Consider the following 15,622-nt stretch of genomic DNA (forward strand, 5'->3'; position numbering starts at 1 on the left):
TGGGTCGGCCTATCTGCGTCGGTGGAAGGTGACGGTGTTGTCGGCGTGGATCACGGTCTGGTAGGCCGGGTCGTGTGCTCGTCGGTGGTGGTGGGGGCAGTAGAGGCGGCAGTCGCGGATGTTGGTGCTACCTCGGTCGCGGGCCCATTGTCGGTCGTGGTGGGCGTGACAGCCTGAGGGTGGGATGGTGCAGCCGCGGGCGGTGCAGCCCCGGTCGCGGATCCCGAGGGCGATGCGCTGGGCTTTCGAATGGTAGCGGCGGGTCCGGCCGAGGTCGAGGACTTCGGAGGGGCCGCCGAGGACGGCGGGGATGATGCCGGCTTCGCAGGCCAGGCGGCGGGCGGTGCCGGCGTCGATGTGGTCGCCGTTGTCCAGGGTCGCGACTCCGGTGCCGGTGGTGAGGGTGTCGAGGGTCATGGTGATGACGATCTGGGCGTTCACGCCGCCGGTGGAGGGGAGTTGGTCGACCGGGTAGCGCTCGATGAGCTCCCCGAATGCGGCGCCGTGGCGTTCGGGCACGGACCGCCAGTCGCCGGTGGTGGGGTCTTTGAGGGTCTCGTGGTCGTGGCGTTGCGGGTTGGCGATGGCGTGGATGGCTTGGCGGAGCATGGCGCCTTGGTGGGCGGGGATGGTGAAGGTGCCGTGGGTGCGGCCGTGGCCGTCGTCGTACATCGTCAGCGATGCGCCCTGGGCGGCGGCCGCTGCTTCTTTGGCGAGGATCTTCTGTTCGTGGGATTCCCCGATCTCGGGGGCGACGATGTCGAGGATGCCTTTGCCGAGGCGGCGGAGGGCGTCGGCGTCGAAGTGCGCGGCGTCGGCCAGCAGCCGGTCCCGCGCCTGCTCCCGCACCTCGGTGTCGACGGTGTCGGGCAGGGTGTCGACCGCGCGGAGGATCACTGCGGCCTGATCGGCCCGGATCTGACCGGAGGAGAGCGCGTCGGCGACCGGGGCGTTGGCGTCGTAGCCCAGCTCGAGCCCGAACTTCACGAGCCGGCGGGCCTCGCGGAGGGTGACCCGGGTGGCGTCGGCGTACCACGCCGCGGCGGACCGGTGCCCGCTCTGGTGGTGGATCGCGCGGCGTTCGGCGTCCGCGACGGTGCGGGCCAGGGCGTGGGTCAGCCTCCCGGTGGCGGCGGTGAGCTGGTGGACCAGCCCGGCCACCTGCTCGTCCGACAACGCGGTCAGCGGTAGCTCGGCCAGCCCGTCCAGCACCCCCTCGAGGCCGCTGCTCAGTGCCTCCAACCGCGCCGACGCCCCCGTCCCGGGGGCGTGCCACTCCCCGGACGGTGGGTCGGGGACCAGGGAGACCATGAGGGGGACCTTTCGGCGGTGTGTGGATGCTGTGCTGATTCGATCATAGTATCGAATGTGATCGGAAGCACTGCTTCCTTGGTCTACGACAATCGACGGCGAACCCTCCCAAAGACACCGATCCAGCAACCATCTCCGCATCCCGGTCTCAGCGCGGGCTCGGCGGCCAGTCCGGAGCCGGCGGCGCGACGATGAACCCGGTCGCGGCGTCGCCGTACAGGCGCAGCGCGGGCCGATCGTGCTGCCACAGCCAGGCGACGTACGCGCAGACGATCGCGTCGAGCTGATCCTCGACGATCGCCAGGTCCACAGGACGTGTAGCGACGGTGATCGCGCGGCGAAGGTCGGCGAACTCCTCACTGCTCGCGAGCCCGAGTGACGGGAGAGACTCCAGCTGGCTGCACAGAACCTCGAAGGCGGCGATGCGATCCGCCAGCGCGCGTTGCGGCCGCGCCTTGTAGGGGATGACCCGACCGAGGCGGAACAGCCCGACCATCGCGGCGTGCGGGTAGACCTCGAGGGCGAGCGAGCGTACGTCGGACCCGGGATCCACGGACCAGCCGTGACGGCCGGCCAGCGTCCACGCGCGCGGTGGGTCGAAGATGGGGTTGCCCCGGTTGGAGGGGTACGGGCCGGCGTCGAAACGTCCGAAAGCACGGGCGATCGCCTTCTCACACGGCCGCGACCCGGACTCGTCCACCACCATGATCGGAGCGTCGATCCCGACGACAGCCGGCTCCGTGTCGCCGATCCACGTATCGAGCTCGGGGTCGGACCGCAGCGTCCCCACCCGAACCAGTCGACCGGCACCGTCGAGCTCCGCGACGCCCGTCCGCCCGCGCGTGCTCCACGCGAGGTCGATGCCGAGGACGGTCACCGTGATCCCGCGACCGACCCTGAGCCGAGGGAGTGCGCCACAGCACTCCGCACGGTTGCCTTGAGCACCGGGCCGGAAGCAGCCGGCAGAATGCTGAAGGCGCTGCAGAGCTCGTCAGCGGGGTTCCAAGCGATGCCCTCTCGATGCGGCCGGATCAGCGGACGCGGGGGACCCAGAACAGCGAAACTGCCGTCGTTGAGACGCGCCCATAGCTGTTCCGCGTCCCCGAAGCGTCCGAGCTCACGAGAGATCTGCTCCCGGTGGGAGCCGTCGTGACTATGGAGAGCCGAGATCAGGCCGTCGAACATCGGCTTCATCGCCGAGACGAGTGCCGTGACCTGGCCATGGCTCACGATCTCCACGGTGAACTCCGCAGTCGCCTGCGCGCCGGTGGGCTGCACGCGATCCCGGATGGCAGCCCACCAGGCACCCGCCTTGTCCCGAGGCGTCGGCAGCGCGTCCAGCGTGACCTCAGCGAGCGGCTCACCCTGCTGCATCCCCATCTCGCTCCGCGAGGTCAGCTGGTACGACACGTGATGCCGCTCGTCGGAGCTCGAGGTCCGAAATGCCTCGACGCCGTGATGGGTGAGATGCCGGTAGCTGCTGCTCCCCAGGTTGTAGAAGAGCACGTTCTCGAGGTCGGCCAACTCGTGGGTGGGGGTTGAGTAGACGGCGCGCAGCCCTACGTCCTCATAGAGACGCAGCTGACTCAAGGTCGAGCGGAGGCAGTCGCGGTACGACCTGAGCCAGCCCTTCGGCTCGAACGGCAGTCGACGAGTGCTGGACCCGTGCACCGCATCGGTCTCGAATCTGACTTCGTACGCCACTGTCATCCCCAGATTGTGTCCTGAACTCCCACTAGCCTCCATCCATGAACCTGGCCACGTTCCCGCGCTACCCCCTGACCTTCGGCCCGAGCCCGGTGCACCCGCTCCGCCGGCTGAGCGCCCACCTGGGCGACCGAGCGGAGATCTGGGCCAAGCGCGAGGACGTGAACTGCGGGTTGGCGTACGGCGGGAACAAGGTCCGCAAGCTCGAGTACATCGTCCCCGACGTCCTCGCCAAGGGTGCGGACACGCTGGTCTCGATCGGCGGCTACCAGTCCAACCACACCCGGCAGGTGGCGGCGGTCGCGGCGCACCTCGGTCTGAAGTGCCGGCTGGTGCAGGAGCGCTGGGTCGACTGGGACGACCCCGGCAATGACCGGGTCGGCAACATCCTGCTCTCCCGGATCATGGGTGCCGACGTACGCCTCGACGACGCCGGCTTCGACATCGGCATCCGGCCGTCGTGGGAGCAGGCGCTGGCCGAGGTGGAGGAGGCCGGAGGGACGCCGTACCCCATCCCCGCGGGCGCCTCCGAGCACCCGCTCGGCGGCCTCGGCTTCGCCAACTGGGCCTTCGAGATGGCCGAGCAGGAGCGCGAGCTCGGCGTCTTCTTCGACACGATCGTCGTCTGCACCGTCACCGGCTCCACCCACGCCGGGATGGTCGCGGGCTTCGCCGCGCTCGCGGAGAGCGACCCGCGCCCGCGACGGATCCTCGGCATCGACGCCTCCGCCACCCTGGAGCAGACGCGCGACCAGGTGGCCCGGATCGCCCGCAACACCGCCGAGCTGATCGAGCTCGGCCGCGACCTGCGCGACGACGAGATCACCGTGCTGGACGGCTGGGCGGGGGAGGAGTACGGCGTACCCGTCGACTCGACCGTCGAGGCCATCCGGCTCCTCGGCCGGCTCGAGGGCGTGATCCTGGACCCGGTCTACGAGGGCAAGTCGATGGCCGGCCTGGTCGACCTGGTGAACGGCGGCGACATCCCGCCCGGGTCGACGGTGCTCTACGCCCACCTCGGCGGCCAGCCCGCGCTCAACGCCTACCCCGGCATCTTCGACGAGGGACCGGAGGAGGTCCCCGACCAGACGTAGACCCTCCCAAGGGCGCACTCCGGAGGGTGTGCCGCGGCGGCTCGAAGGCTTCTAACGTCGCGCGCATGACTGGATTCAGCACCCTCGTCAGGGCCACGCACCTCCTCACCAACGCCGCGTGGTTCGGAGGCTCGCTGATGGGCGCGGTCGCCCTCAACCCCGCCTCGCACACGGCCGGCGGCGACGCCGCTGCCGCCCGCATCGCCGGGGCGGGCTGGCAGCGTTGGGGACCCGTCCAGGGCGGGGCGATCGGGCTCCACCTCCTCAGCGGCCTCGGGATCATCGCCGACAACCGCCGGCGCACCGTGCTCCACCGCCCGACCCGGAACGCGGTCGTCCTCAAGACCGGGCTCACCGGCCTCGCGCTCGCCGCCACCGCCGCCGCGTGGAGCCAGGGCCGCAAGCTCGCCGAGCAGCGCGACCCGCTCCGCAGCGCCGACGCCGACCCCGCGGCCGCCGTATCGGCCAGCGAGGCCGAGCTGGACCGGCGGATGGACTGGCTGCAGTGGGCGGTTCCCGTGACCACCGGCGGACTGCTGGTGCTCGACTCCTACCTGGGCGAGCAGCAGCGTGGTCCGGCCGGTCTTCTCGATCGGCTGGGGCGCTGAACCGGCGATACCCGTTCGCCTTCGAGCCGTCGTACCGCCGAGCGGCCCTTCCGTTCGGCATCACTCCTCGTACGACGTGGGTCGAGGTGGACGAAGAGGAGCTGCGGGTGCACTTCGGCCCGTGGCGCCTGCAGACGCCGCTGTCCAACATCGACGCGGTCTCCCGCACGGGTGGCTTCAAGTTCCACCGTACGGCGGGCCCGCCACACCTCTCCTTCGTCGACCACGGCATCACCTTCGCCACCAACCGGGACGACGCGCTGTGCATCGAGCTGTCCGAGCCGGTGCGGGGGATCGAGCCGACCGGGCGGATCAGACACCCGGGAGTGACGCTCACCGTGGCCGACGTACCCGGACTGCGGCAGCAGCTGCGACTGTGAGCCCCCTCTGAAGGTCTCTAGCCAAGGCTGAGCGCCAGGAGCATCGTGGGCACTCCCGAGGGAGAGGAGGAGTCCGGCCATGAGTGACTCCAACCGCGTTGTCGTCTACAAGGGCCCCGGCGAGGTGGCCGTCGAGTCGATCGACTACCCCAAGCTGGAGATCCCGCAGGAGGTGGCGTCCCACTTCGGCATCCCGCAGGTGGCCCACCACGCGGTGATCCTGAAGCTGGTCACCACCAACATCTGCGGCTCCGACCAGCACATGGTCCGCGGCCGCACCACGGCGCCGGTCGGGCAGACGCTCGGCCACGAGATCACCGGCGAGGTGGTCGAGGCCGGCGACGACGTCCTCTTCGTCAAGAAGGGCGACATCGTCTCCACGCCGTTCAACATCGCCTGCGGCCGCTGCCGCCTGTGCAACGAGGGCAAGACCGGCGTGTGCCTCAACGTGAACCCGGCCCGTCCCGGCGCCGCCTACGGGTACGTCGACATGGGCGGCTGGATCGGCGGGCAGGCCGACTACGTGATGGTGCCCTACGCCGACTTCAACCTGCTGAAGTTCCCCGACCGCGACCAGGCGCTGGAGAAGATCCTCGACCTGACGATGCTCTCGGACATCTTCCCGACCGGCTATCACGGCGCCTATGCGGCAGGCACGACGACCGGATCCACGGTCTACGTCGCCGGTGCCGGCCCGGTCGGTCTGGCCGCCGCCTTCGCCGCCCAGGTCCTCGGCGCGTCGGTGGTGATGGTCGGCGACATGAACCCGGACCGGCTCAAGCAGGCCGAGTCCTTCGGCTGCGTGGGGATCGACCTGACCACCGACGGCGAGCTGGGCGAGAAGGTCGCGGAGATCGTGGGGGAGCCCCTGGTCGATGCCGCGGTCGACGCGGTGGGCTTCGAGGCGCGCGGTCACGGCCAGGGCGCGGACGAGGCGCCCGCGACGGTGCTCAACGACGCGATGACGGTCGCCCGCGCCGGTGCCGGGATCGGCATCCCCGGCCTCTACGTCACCGGCGACCCCGGCGCCGTGGACGACGCGGCGAAGGAGGGGACGCTCGGCGTGCGCCTGGGTCTCGGCTGGTCGAAGTCGAACTACTTCGTCACCGGCCAGTGCCCGGTCAAGCAGTACAACCGGCAGCTGATGAACATGATCCTGGCGGACAAGGCGAACATCGCCAAGGCGGTGAACGCGACGGTGATCAGCCTGGACGACGCACCCGAGGGCTACCGCGACTTCGACGGAGGCGCGGCCAAGAAGTACGTGATCGACCCGCACGGGATGGTGGGCTGACTCGCGCTCGTCCGGGTGGTCGGGCGACGATGGTCGTCCGACCCCTGGAGGAGGCCCGATGGACCCCGACGACTTCGCCGCCGTGCTGGAAGCGGTCCGCACCTTCGTGCGCAAGGAGGTGGTGGCCGCCGAGGACGAGATCGAGGAGACCGACGCCATCCCCGACCGGCTGCGCGAGCTGGCGGCGGAGATGGGGCTCTTCGGCTACGCCCTCCCCGAGGAGTACGGCGGCCTCGGCGTGACCGCCGAGCAGGACGTCCGGCTGGCCCTCGAGCTCGGCTGGACCACGCCGGCGTTCCGCTCGATGTTCGGCACCAACAACGGCATCGCCGGGCAGGTGCTGGTCAACGCGGGCACCCAGGCGCAGCGGGAGCGCTGGCTCCCCGGCCTGGCCAGTGGCGAGCTGGTCGCCTCCTTCGCGCTCACCGAGCCCGAGGCCGGCTCGGACCCGAGCGGCCTGCGCACCCGCGCGGTCCGCGACGGCGACGACTACGTGCTCAACGGGCAGAAGCGGTTCATCACCAACGCCGGCTCCGCGCAGCTGCTGATGGTCTTCGCCCGCACCGGTGACGCCGACTCCGGGACCAAGGGGATCTCGGTGTTCGTCGTACCCACCGACGCGGCCGGGGTCACCGTCGGCCCCAAGGACGCCAAGATGGGGCAGCGCGGCAGCACCACCTCCGAGGTCTTCCTCGACGACGTGCGGGTTCCCGCCGACCACCTCGTCGGCGAGGTCGAGGGGGAGGGCTTCGGCACCGCGATGAAGTCGCTGGTGAAGGGACGCGTGCACATCGCCGGGGTCGCCGTCGGGATGGCCGAGCGGCTGGTGCACGAGTGCCTCAAGCACATCACCACCAACACCCAGGGCGGGCAGCGGCTGGACTCCTTCCAGCTCGTGCAGGCGATGCTCGCCGAGAGTCAGGCCGAGGCCTACGCCGGCCGCGCCATGGTGCTCGAGGCGGCCCGACAGTACGACGACGGCACCGACCGGCTCGTCGCCCCCTCGGCCACCAAGCTCTTCTGCACCGAGATGGTGGGCCGGGTCGCCGACCGCGCCGTCCAGATCCACGGCGGCATGGGATACATGCGCGACGTCCCCGTCGAGCGGTTCTACCGCGACTGCCGCCTCTTCCGGCTCTACGAGGGCACCTCGGAGATCCAGAAGCTGATCGTCGCCCGGAACCTGGTGCGGGGCTTCGAGGGCTGACTCGGTACGACGGGCGAGGGGCCTCGAGGAGGCTCGGGCGGCGAGGGGCCGTAGGGTGCTCCGGTGTCGAGTCTCCGTGGGCTGCTCGCCGACACCCGCCCGCTGCGCGAGCCGAACTTCCGGCGGCTGTTCATCGCCTCGGCGGTCTCGGTCCTCGGGGCGCAGCTGACGGTCGTGGCGGTGCCGGCCCAGATCTACGGCATGACCGGCTCCTCGGCGTACGTCGGCCTCACCGGCATCTTCGGCCTGGTGCCCCTGCTCGTCTTCGGGCTCTGGGGCGGCTCGCTGGCCGACCACATGGACCGGCGGCGGCTGCTGGCCATCACCACCTGGGGGCTGATCCTCGCCTCCGGGGCGCTGTGGGTGCAGGCGCTGCTCGGCAACACGAACGTCTGGCTGCTGCTGGGCATCTACGCCTTCCAGCAGGCGTGCTTCGCGGTCAACCACCCGGCGCGCGGCGCGATCATCCCCCAGCTGGTCTCGCCCGGCCTGCTCCCGGCGGCGAACGCGCTCAACACGACGGTGTTCATGGCCGGCGCGATCGCCGGCCCGCTGATCGGCGGCGCGCTGATCCCGGTGATCGGGTACTCCTGGCTCTACCTCGCCGACACCCTGACCTTCTTCGTCACCCTGTGGGCCGTGGTCTCGCTGCCGGCGATGCCGGTGGATCGTGATCCGGACGCGCCGCCGAGCACGCCGGGACTGCGCTCGGTGTGGGACGGGCTGGTCTACCTCCGCGGCCATCCGGTGCTGCTGATGTCGTTCGTCCTGGACCTGGTGGCGATGGTGTTCGGCATGCCCCGGGCGCTGGTGCCGGAGATGGCGCACGTCGACTTCGGGGGCCCGCAGGAGGGCGGGCTCGCCTTCGCGATCCTGTTCGCCGCGATGCCGGTCGGAGCGTTCCTGGGCGGTCTCTTCTCCGGCTGGGTGAGTCGGGTGCACCGGCACGGCCTGGCCGTCGCGATCGCGATCGGCTGCTGGGGCCTGGCCATGGTCGGGATGGGGCTCGCGGTGACCGCCGCGGACGGGGCGCTGTCGTGGCTGCTGTGGCTCGCCGCGCTCTTCTTCGTCCTCGGCGGGGTGGCCGACGTGATCTCCGCGTCGTTCCGTACGGCGATGATGCAGACCGCCGCCACCGACGCGATGCGCGGGCGGATCCAGGGGGTGTTCCTGGTCGTGGTGGCCGGCGGCCCGAGGGTCGCCGACGTACTCCACGGACTGGTCTCTCCCGTCCTCGGCGCCGGCCCGACGACGGCTCTGGGCGGCCTCCTCGTCGTCGTTCTCACCGCCCTGCTGGCCCGGCCGAGCACCCCGTTCGTGCGGTACCGGCCGCCGGTGATCGCCTGAGACCTACATCAGTGTGATTCATGGGACACATGTGACAGTTGTGGCGTGTCGCTGCTAGCGTCCCGGACCATGTCTGCTATGAGCCGAGTCCTCGTCCGTGGCGCCATCGGCCTCGGGGCCGCCGCCGCGACCCTGACCGCCGCACCGTCCCTGGCCGCCTCCGACGCCACCTGGGACGCGCTCGCCGAGTGCGAGTCGTCGGGCAACTGGTCGATCAACACCGGCAACGGCTACTACGGCGGCCTGCAGTTCGCCCCGGCGAGCTGGATCGGGTACGGCGGCGGCCAGTACGCCAGCCAGGCGAACCTCGCCACCCGCGAGCAGCAGATCGCGATCGCCGAGAAGGTGCTCGACGGGCAGGGCTGGGGTGCCTGGCCCGCCTGCTCGAGCCGCCTCGGACTGGGCGCGGCGGAGGCGGCGGGGGAGCCCGCCCCGGCCGAGGAGCCCGCGCCCGAGCCCGCGCCCGAGCCCGCGCCGGAGCCCGCCGAGGAGCGCGAGGCGCCCGTCTCGCGCGGGGACTCCGGCGCCACCGGGACCTACGTCGTGGAGCCGGGCAACACCTTCTACTCCATCGCCCGCTGGCACGGCACCGACGTCGAGGGCCTGCTCGCCCTCAACCCCGAGGTCTCCGACCCCTCTGTCATCTTCGTGGGCCAGGAGCTCGCCGTCCCCGAGGGCTGACCCGCTCGCTCCCGTCCGTCCTCGACCGTGTGGGTTCGGAGTCATCCGATGACCTCGAACCCACACGGTCGCCGCGTTTCCCGGGCCGCCGAGCGCTCGCTCCCGTCGCCGGGCACGTAGTGTCGGCCCGTGGCCCTCGACCCCCTCGCCTCCTGGTGGCGGGAGCGGGCCAGCCACGACCACCGGCACGCCGGGCGGGTGATGCTCGGGGTCGCCGTACCCGGCCTCGTCCTGATCGCCGCCGGTCACCCGGAGCTGATCCTCTACGCCGTGCTCGGCTCGTTCGCCGGGATGTACGGCCGGCTCGAGCAGCCGGCCGAGCGGCTGCGGCACCAGTTCCACGGCGCCGGGATGGTGGTGACCGGCGTCGCGCTCGGGCTGGCGGTCTCCCACCTGCGCGCCGGCCCCGCGGTGCTGATCCTCACCGTGACCGCGTTCGCCACCGTCGGCTCGCTGGTCGCGGACCGGCTCCAGCTGCGCCCGGGCGGCCCGTTCTTCGGGATCTTCGCGCTCGGCGCGACCGCCACCGTCGGGCCCGAGCTGGTCTCCTGGTGGGTGGCGCTGGCGATCTGTGCCGGATCGGCGGCCTTCGCGCTGTGGCTGGGCATCGCGGCGAGCGGGCTGCGCACGGTGTTGCACACGCTGCGCCTGGAGTCTCCGCTGCGACGCAACCGGTTCTCCGCGGGCGCCTTCACCCACGCCTCCCGCTACGCCCTGGCGACCGCGGCCGCGGGCACCGCCGGGATGCTGCTGGGCGTCGATCACGCGAACTGGGCGATGACGGCGGCCGCCGTACCCCTGGCCGTGGTCACCTCCGGCGACCCGCCCGACATCCCCGCCGTGCTCCGCCGGGCGCGCGAGCGGGTGAGCGGCACGCTCATCGGTCTGGTCGTGACCGCGCTCGTGCTCGTGCCCGAGCCGAGCGCCACCGTCCTGGCGATCGTCGTGATGGTGCTGATGTTCCCCACCGAGCTCTTCATGAGTCGCCGGCACGGCGTCGCGCTCGGCTTTTTCACCCCGCTGATCATGATCATGACCGAGCTGGCCGACCCCGCCGACCCGCTCACCATGCTGCTGGCGCGCGGCGTGGACACGCTGATCGGCGTCACCGCGGGCGTCGCGGCCGCGGTGCTGGTACGGCGACCCTGAGCCGCCCACCCTGCGGGAGGTGGGCGGGGCTTGCGTCGGCTGACAGCGTGGAGGGACCGACCCCGACCCGAGAGGATCGCCCCATGGCCTCCAAGAAGCCCGTCCCCGACCGCGCGGAGCACAACGCCTTCTTCCCCTCCGACTACTCGCTCGGCGAGTACGTCCCGCCGACGACCGACTTCGACGGCGCCGACCACGACCCGATTACCGGTGGGCCGCGCAAGATCCTGGCCGTCCTCACCGACGAGCGCTACCTGCCGCTCAAGGACGGCAGGTTCTTCTCCACCGGCAACCACCCCGTGGAGACGTTGCTGCCGCTGATGCACCTCATCGCGGCTGGCTACGACGTGGAGATCGCGACCGTCTCCGGGCACATGGCCAAGTTCGAGATGTGGGCCTTCCCCGCCGAGGACGAGGCGGTCCAGCAGGCCTACGAGAAGCTGCTGCCCCAGCTGGAGCGGCCCCAGCGACTCGCCGACGTGGTGGAGTCGGGCCTGGGCCCGGACTCCGACTACGCCGCGGTGTTCATCCCCGGCGGCCACGGCGCCACCCTCGGCATCCCGGACAGCCCGGATGTGAAGGCGGCCCTGGACTGGGCGCTGGACAACGACCGCTTCATCATCACCCTGTGCCACGGCCCGGCCGCCCTCCTCGCGGTCGCCGACGAGAGCGGCAAGAGCCGGCTCGAGGGGTATGAGGTCTGCGTGTTCCCCGACGCGCTGGACAAGGGCGCCAACATCGACATCGGCTATCTCCCCGGGGAGATGCGCTGGCTGGTCGCCGAGGAGCTCACCGGCCAGGGGTTGAAGGTGCTCAACGACGAGATGACCGGCCAGGTGCACCAGGACCGCCGCCTCCTCACCGGCGACAGCCCGCTGGCCTCCAACGCCCTCGGCCAGCTGTCGGTCACCGCGCTGCGCGAGGCGTACGGCGACTGACCCTGCCTCCGCTCGACACTGCCCCGCCCAGCGGGGCAGTGTCGAGCGCTTAGGGGGTGGGCCCCGATCCGGTGGTCGCGACCGGAAAGGTCAGGCGACCTCGTCCTCCATCGCGGTGACGAAGTCCCGCTTCACCTCGCGCCACGCCTCGTCGGTCATGTGGCGCCGCCAGTAGGGGGAGCAGGACATCTCCGAGCGCTGATAGCCGTGGTCGATCAGCAGGTGCCGCCGGATGCCGCGGATCTCGTCGGCCTCGCCGTGCACGAACGCGTGCATCCGCCCGCGGGGGAAGGCGATCTCCCGCAGTGAGTCCAGCAGCAGGTCGGCGTCCGACGGCGAGCCCGTGCGGTGCAGCCAGCGCAGGTCGAGCCGGCCGGGGGAGCGCAGGTCGATCTCGTGCTCAGGCCCGTCGCAGACCAGGCGTACGACGCCCAGCGCCCCCTCGGGCAGGGCATCGAGCGAGGCCGCGATCGCCGGCAGCGCGGACTCGTCGCCGACCAGCAGATGCCAGTCGGCCTCCGGGTCCGGACGGTAGCCGCCCGCCGGACCCTCGAAGACCAGCACCGTGCCCTCCCGCGCCGCGGCCGCCCAGGGACCGGCCACGCCCTCGACCCCGTGCACCACGAAGTCCACCTCGAGCAGGCGCAGCTCGGGGTCCCAGCGGCGCACCGTGTAGCGGCGCCGGGCCGGCCACTGCTCGCGGGGGCGGGAGTCCCGGACCTCGCGCGGGTCGAAGATCTCGCCGTACTCCGCCCCCGCGGGCGGGATCGCCACGTTGATGTAGGCGTCGGTGGCGTCGACCATGCCGAAGCCGTCGAGCCCCTCGCCGCCCAGGGTGAGCCGGAGCAGCCCGGGAGTGAGCCAGCGGGTGCCGACCACGCGTCCGTACACAAGCGCCTCCTAGTTAGGTAAGCCTAACTTTATCTCAGTCGCCCGAACCGGCCCACGGAGGTCCGCCGATTCGCGGGACGACTAGATATCTGCTGTACTTAGATACATGAGCGACACAGCGGAGTGGCCGGCGCCCTGGATCCGCGCCGCCCTCGATCTCGCCGTCCTGGCGAGCCTCACCGACGGGCCGCTGCACGGGTACGCGATCGCCCAGTCGCTGGCGGCCCACGGCTTCGGGCGGCTCAGGGGCGGCTCGCTCTACCCGGTCCTCAACCGGCTCGAGGAGGCCGGCGACGTCGAGGCGGCGTGGGTCGAGGGCCACGGCGGGCCGGGACGGCGGGAGTACGCGCTGACCGGCGCCGGCCGCGAGCGGCTGGACCGCGAGCTCGCCTCGTGGCACGCGCTCGGAGAGAGACTGACGACGATGACCAAGGTGGTCGAGCATGCCTGAAGCAACCACGCCGCTGGCGGCGACGATCGATGACTTCGAGACCGCGCGAGGCGTCGAGGCCGACAGCCTCTGGGCCCATGCCGTCTCGTTGTCCCTGCTGACGCGGGACGTCGACGAGGCCCAGGTCCGCGGGGCCCTGGCGGACGCGCTCGCCCTGGTGGCGGAGACCGGCGAGTCGCCCGAGGAGCTGTTCGGCGAGCCGCGCGAGCACGCGGACGCGCTCTACGAGACATGGCGCTCCGAGGGGCTTCTCCAGCTGGACCCGGCGATCCTTCGCTGGCGCGAGGTCCCCGCCTCGGGGCTGGGCTTCGCGGCGTTCTTCGCGCTCCTGTTTCCCCTCGTCCTGCTGATCGGCCGCGAGACCACGATGCGCTGGACGGTCGGTACGGTGCTGCTGCCCGTCGCCCTCGGGCTGGGGGTGGTCGGCGCGGCCACCGCGTGGGCGTCGTGGAGCCGGCGGGGCGCGATCGTCGGCGCCGTCGGGACAGGCGCGCTGGTCCTCGGCCTGGCGACCGGGGTCGCCCTGGTGATGTACGGGTCGCAGGACCATCCGTTCGCGACGGCAGGCACCTGGTGGTTCCTGGTGGTGGCCGCGGTCTGCGCGCTGCTGTCGACGATCTGGCGCCGGTGGCTCGACGCGCATAACGCGACGACCGCCCCGCCCGTCGCCGACGCCGACGAATGGGCGCGCCGCCTCGCCGGGATCCTGCGGGCGAAGCTGCTGCTCCCCGAGGAGCGGGTGAGCGCCATCGTCGCCGACGCACGCGCGCACGCGACCGAGTCGGGCCGGTCCCTGCAGGAGGAGTTCGGCACCCCCGAGCAGTACGCCGCCCGCTTCCGCCCCGACGTCGCGCGACGCGGCCGGATGGTCGCCCTGCTCTACGCGGTGCTGGCCGGCTTCTACGTCGTCATGCTGCTCGACGGCTTCTCCTGGGCCTACCTCGGCCTGGTGCTCGTCTTGGGCGCGCTGGCCGTCGGCGAGCTCCGCCGCTCGCGGCGGGCCGGCGTGCGCTAGCCGCTCACCCGGCAGTGTTCGTGTAGGGCTGGAGCAACTGGTCGACGGGCGCGTAGTCGTCGGTGAGCACCTGGGCGTCGCCGACCCATGCGGCCGTGCCGGCCGGGTCGCGGACGGTCCAGCCGGTGTCCCGGCGGTCCATCGCCGCCCGGATCGCCGCCGGGTCGAGCGGCCGGTCGGAGGCGATGGCGACCAGGTTGCCGCCGTCGGAGCCGAAGGGGGAGTCGAGCCCGACGTCGCCGGCCTGGCCGGCGATCATCACGTTGTCGAAGACGGCCCGCATGGTCGCGACCTCGGCGCGGGCGAACCGCTGCTCGCCGTAGTCGATGAGGTTGGCGACGTAGACGCCGTCGGGTCGCAGGACGCGCCGTACGTCGGCCAGCGCCTCGCGCGTCGTGAGGTGCCAGGGCACGCTGACCCCGCCGAACGCGTCGCCGACGACGAGGTCGCGGCTGTCGTCGGCGAGGCGGCGCAGGCCGAGCCGGCCGTCCTCGACGCGTACGTCGACCCCGGGCACGTGGCCGAGCCCGAGCCGCTGCTCGTCGATCCGGACCACGCCGCCGTCGATCTCGGAGACCACGCTGCGGGTGCCGGGGCGCTCCGCGGCGAGGTAGCGCGGGATCGTCAGTCCGCCCGCGCCGAGGTGGTAGGCGTCGACCGCCTCGCCCTCGGGGAAGGCGGTGTCGGTGACCGAGGCGATCGCGCGGATGTACTCGAACTCCAGATAGCGCGGGTCGTCCAGGTCGACCGCCGAGTGCCGCAGGTTGTCCAGGACGAGGGTCGTCGAGCCGTTCGGCGCGGTCTCGACGTTCGCGCAGTGGTACGTCGTCTCCACGTCACAACCGCCCGGGGCGACCGCCGCGGCGAGGCCGCCGGCGCCGACGGCGAGCGCGAGTGCCGCCGTACCTCCTCGGGAGCGCGCGGCCCACATCATCGGCAGCGCGGCCAGCACCAGGGTGGCGCCGAGACCGAGGAGGATCGCGGTGACCGGCACCCGGGAGATGAGCACGAAGCCCGTGACCACGGTGCCGACGATCGCGCCGAGCGTCCCGACGCCGGAGAGCTGTCCGACCACGGTGCCGGTGCGCTCCAGGCTGTCCAGCCGCAGCTTGGTCGCCATCGGCGTGACCGCCGAGAGCAGCGTGCCGGGCACCATGATGGTGAGCATCGCGGCCGGCAGGAGCGCGCCGGGCGCGGCCTCGGCCGTGGTGCGCAGCACCGCCGGCGTGAGCGCGACCACGGCGCCGCTGATGCCCAGCGCCGGGCCGATCAGCCGCCGGGGGCCGGTGAGGTCGGCGATCCGGCCGCCGCCCCACGAGCCGAGCGCGATCGCGGCCAGGGCGATCCCGATGACCAGGGTGCTGGTCTCCAGGGTGAGGCCGAGGTACGGCGCCAGCAGCCGCAGCGCCACGATCTCCACCACCAGCACCGCCGCCGACGAGCCGAAGACCAGCGCCACCGCCGCCCGGTGGCCGAGCCCCGCGGGGTCGTCGGGTGTCGGGGTCACGGTGCAGATCATGGCAGGACGCCGGTGAGTGACTGTCGGTGG

General features: G+C 72.0%; 16 protein-coding genes. 11 read left to right on the forward strand and 5 right to left on the reverse strand.

All coding sequences use genetic code 11. From position 1 onward, the window contains the following. Positions 1-9 precede the first annotated feature (9 nt). The 3 genes from K8W59_RS06530 to K8W59_RS06540 form a co-directional block, all read right to left on the reverse strand. Positions 10-1,311: an HNH endonuclease signature motif containing protein gene (locus tag K8W59_RS06530; protein WP_223398431.1), complete on the reverse strand. Its 1,302-nt coding sequence runs from the start codon at positions 1,309-1,311 to the stop codon at positions 10-12. A 148-nt stretch (positions 1,312-1,459) separates the two neighbouring features. Beyond that, positions 1,460-2,188 carry a DUF429 domain-containing protein gene (locus K8W59_RS06535; RefSeq protein ID WP_223398434.1) on the reverse strand — a complete coding sequence of 243 codons (729 nt, stop codon included), beginning with the start codon at positions 2,186-2,188 and terminating at the stop codon, positions 1,460-1,462. Further along, positions 2,185-3,021, reverse strand: a complete 837-nt coding sequence (locus tag K8W59_RS06540; protein ID WP_223398436.1) for a hypothetical protein — start codon at positions 3,019-3,021, stop codon at positions 2,185-2,187. The genes K8W59_RS06535 and K8W59_RS06540 overlap by 4 nt, the downstream gene beginning before the upstream one ends. A 38-nt stretch (positions 3,022-3,059) precedes the next feature. On the opposite strand from K8W59_RS06540, the gene K8W59_RS06545 reads away from it, so the two are divergent. The 9 genes from K8W59_RS06545 (at position 3,060) to hchA (ending at position 11,716) form a co-directional block, all read left to right on the forward strand. After that, a complete protein-coding gene (locus K8W59_RS06545) occupies positions 3,060-4,112 on the forward strand; it encodes a 1-aminocyclopropane-1-carboxylate deaminase (protein WP_223398445.1) in 1,053 nt (350 codons plus the stop codon). Between the two features lie 65 nt (positions 4,113-4,177). After that, positions 4,178-4,720: a hypothetical protein gene (locus tag K8W59_RS06550; RefSeq protein WP_223398447.1), complete on the forward strand. Its 543-nt coding sequence runs from the start codon at positions 4,178-4,180 to the stop codon at positions 4,718-4,720. 86 nt (positions 4,721-4,806) lie between these two features. Continuing rightward, complete coding sequence (locus K8W59_RS06555) at positions 4,807-5,100, forward strand: hypothetical protein (RefSeq protein WP_223398449.1); 294 nt, start codon at positions 4,807-4,809, stop codon at positions 5,098-5,100. Between the two features lie 79 nt (positions 5,101-5,179). Beyond that, a complete protein-coding gene (fdhA, locus tag K8W59_RS06560) occupies positions 5,180-6,394 on the forward strand; it encodes a formaldehyde dehydrogenase, glutathione-independent (protein WP_223398454.1) in 1,215 nt (404 codons plus the stop codon). A gap of 58 nt (positions 6,395-6,452) precedes the next feature. After that, entirely contained in the window at positions 6,453-7,601 is a 1,149-nt protein-coding gene (locus K8W59_RS06565) for an acyl-CoA dehydrogenase family protein (RefSeq protein WP_223398463.1), read from the forward strand. Positions 7,602-7,664: 63 nt separating this feature from the next. Then, positions 7,665-8,948: an MFS transporter gene (locus K8W59_RS06570; RefSeq protein WP_223398478.1), complete on the forward strand. Its 1,284-nt coding sequence runs from the start codon at positions 7,665-7,667 to the stop codon at positions 8,946-8,948. A gap of 78 nt (positions 8,949-9,026) precedes the next feature. Next, the gene (locus K8W59_RS20280) at positions 9,027-9,629 is read left to right on the forward strand and encodes a transglycosylase family protein (protein WP_317846315.1); all 603 of its coding nucleotides are present in this window, start codon (positions 9,027-9,029) and stop codon (positions 9,627-9,629) included. 129 nt (positions 9,630-9,758) lie between these two features. Further along, the gene (locus K8W59_RS06585) at positions 9,759-10,778 is read left to right on the forward strand and encodes an FUSC family protein (protein ID WP_223398497.1); all 1,020 of its coding nucleotides are present in this window, start codon (positions 9,759-9,761) and stop codon (positions 10,776-10,778) included. Between the two features lie 83 nt (positions 10,779-10,861). Beyond that, a complete protein-coding gene (gene hchA, locus K8W59_RS06590; RefSeq protein ID WP_223398508.1) occupies positions 10,862-11,716 on the forward strand; it encodes a glyoxalase III HchA in 855 nt (284 codons plus the stop codon). Positions 11,717-11,806: 90 nt separating this feature from the next. On the opposite strand, the gene K8W59_RS06595 is transcribed toward hchA, so the two are convergent. Beyond that, positions 11,807-12,607 carry a siderophore-interacting protein gene (locus K8W59_RS06595; RefSeq protein WP_223398512.1) on the reverse strand — a complete coding sequence of 267 codons (801 nt, stop codon included), beginning with the start codon at positions 12,605-12,607 and terminating at the stop codon, positions 11,807-11,809. A 106-nt stretch (positions 12,608-12,713) separates the two neighbouring features. Here K8W59_RS06595 and K8W59_RS06600 point away from each other — a divergent pair, with 106 nt between their 5' ends. Continuing rightward, entirely contained in the window at positions 12,714-13,058 is a 345-nt protein-coding gene (locus K8W59_RS06600; RefSeq protein WP_223398523.1) for a PadR family transcriptional regulator, read from the forward strand. Continuing rightward, the gene (locus K8W59_RS06605; RefSeq protein WP_223398525.1) at positions 13,051-14,073 is read left to right on the forward strand and encodes a hypothetical protein; all 1,023 of its coding nucleotides are present in this window, start codon (positions 13,051-13,053) and stop codon (positions 14,071-14,073) included. Before K8W59_RS06600 ends, K8W59_RS06605 begins: the two co-directional genes overlap by 8 nt. Before the next feature lie 4 nt (positions 14,074-14,077). Here the strand turns inward: K8W59_RS06605 and K8W59_RS06610 are convergent, their stop codons facing one another. Continuing rightward, positions 14,078-15,580, reverse strand: a complete 1,503-nt coding sequence (locus K8W59_RS06610; RefSeq protein ID WP_223398542.1) for a fused MFS/spermidine synthase — start codon at positions 15,578-15,580, stop codon at positions 14,078-14,080. Positions 15,581-15,622 lie beyond the last annotated feature (42 nt).

The sequence above is a fragment of the Nocardioides rotundus genome, assembly GCF_019931675.1.
Classification (GTDB): domain Bacteria; phylum Actinomycetota; class Actinomycetes; order Propionibacteriales; family Nocardioidaceae; genus Nocardioides; species Nocardioides rotundus.

Bases quoted from the DNA above. Each gene is read 5' to 3' on its own strand.
- K8W59_RS06530 (WP_223398431.1), bottom strand. From the start codon at position 1,311: ATGGTCTCCCTGGTCCCCGACCCACCGTCCGGGGAGTGGCACGCCCCC.
- K8W59_RS06540 (WP_223398436.1), bottom strand. From the start codon at position 3,021: ATGACAGTGGCGTACGAAGTCAGATTCGAGACCGATGCGGTGCACGGG.
- K8W59_RS06545 (WP_223398445.1), top strand. From the start codon at position 3,060: ATGAACCTGGCCACGTTCCCGCGCTACCCCCTGACCTTCGGCCCGAGC.
- K8W59_RS06550 (WP_223398447.1), top strand. From the start codon at position 4,178: ATGACTGGATTCAGCACCCTCGTCAGGGCCACGCACCTCCTCACCAAC.
- fdhA (WP_223398454.1), top strand. From the start codon at position 5,180: ATGAGTGACTCCAACCGCGTTGTCGTCTACAAGGGCCCCGGCGAGGTG.
- K8W59_RS06565 (WP_223398463.1), top strand. From the start codon at position 6,453: ATGGACCCCGACGACTTCGCCGCCGTGCTGGAAGCGGTCCGCACCTTC.
- K8W59_RS20280 (WP_317846315.1), top strand. From the start codon at position 9,027: ATGAGCCGAGTCCTCGTCCGTGGCGCCATCGGCCTCGGGGCCGCCGCC.
- hchA (WP_223398508.1), top strand. From the start codon at position 10,862: ATGGCCTCCAAGAAGCCCGTCCCCGACCGCGCGGAGCACAACGCCTTC.
- K8W59_RS06600 (WP_223398523.1), top strand. From the start codon at position 12,714: ATGAGCGACACAGCGGAGTGGCCGGCGCCCTGGATCCGCGCCGCCCTC.
- K8W59_RS06605 (WP_223398525.1), top strand. From the start codon at position 13,051: ATGCCTGAAGCAACCACGCCGCTGGCGGCGACGATCGATGACTTCGAG.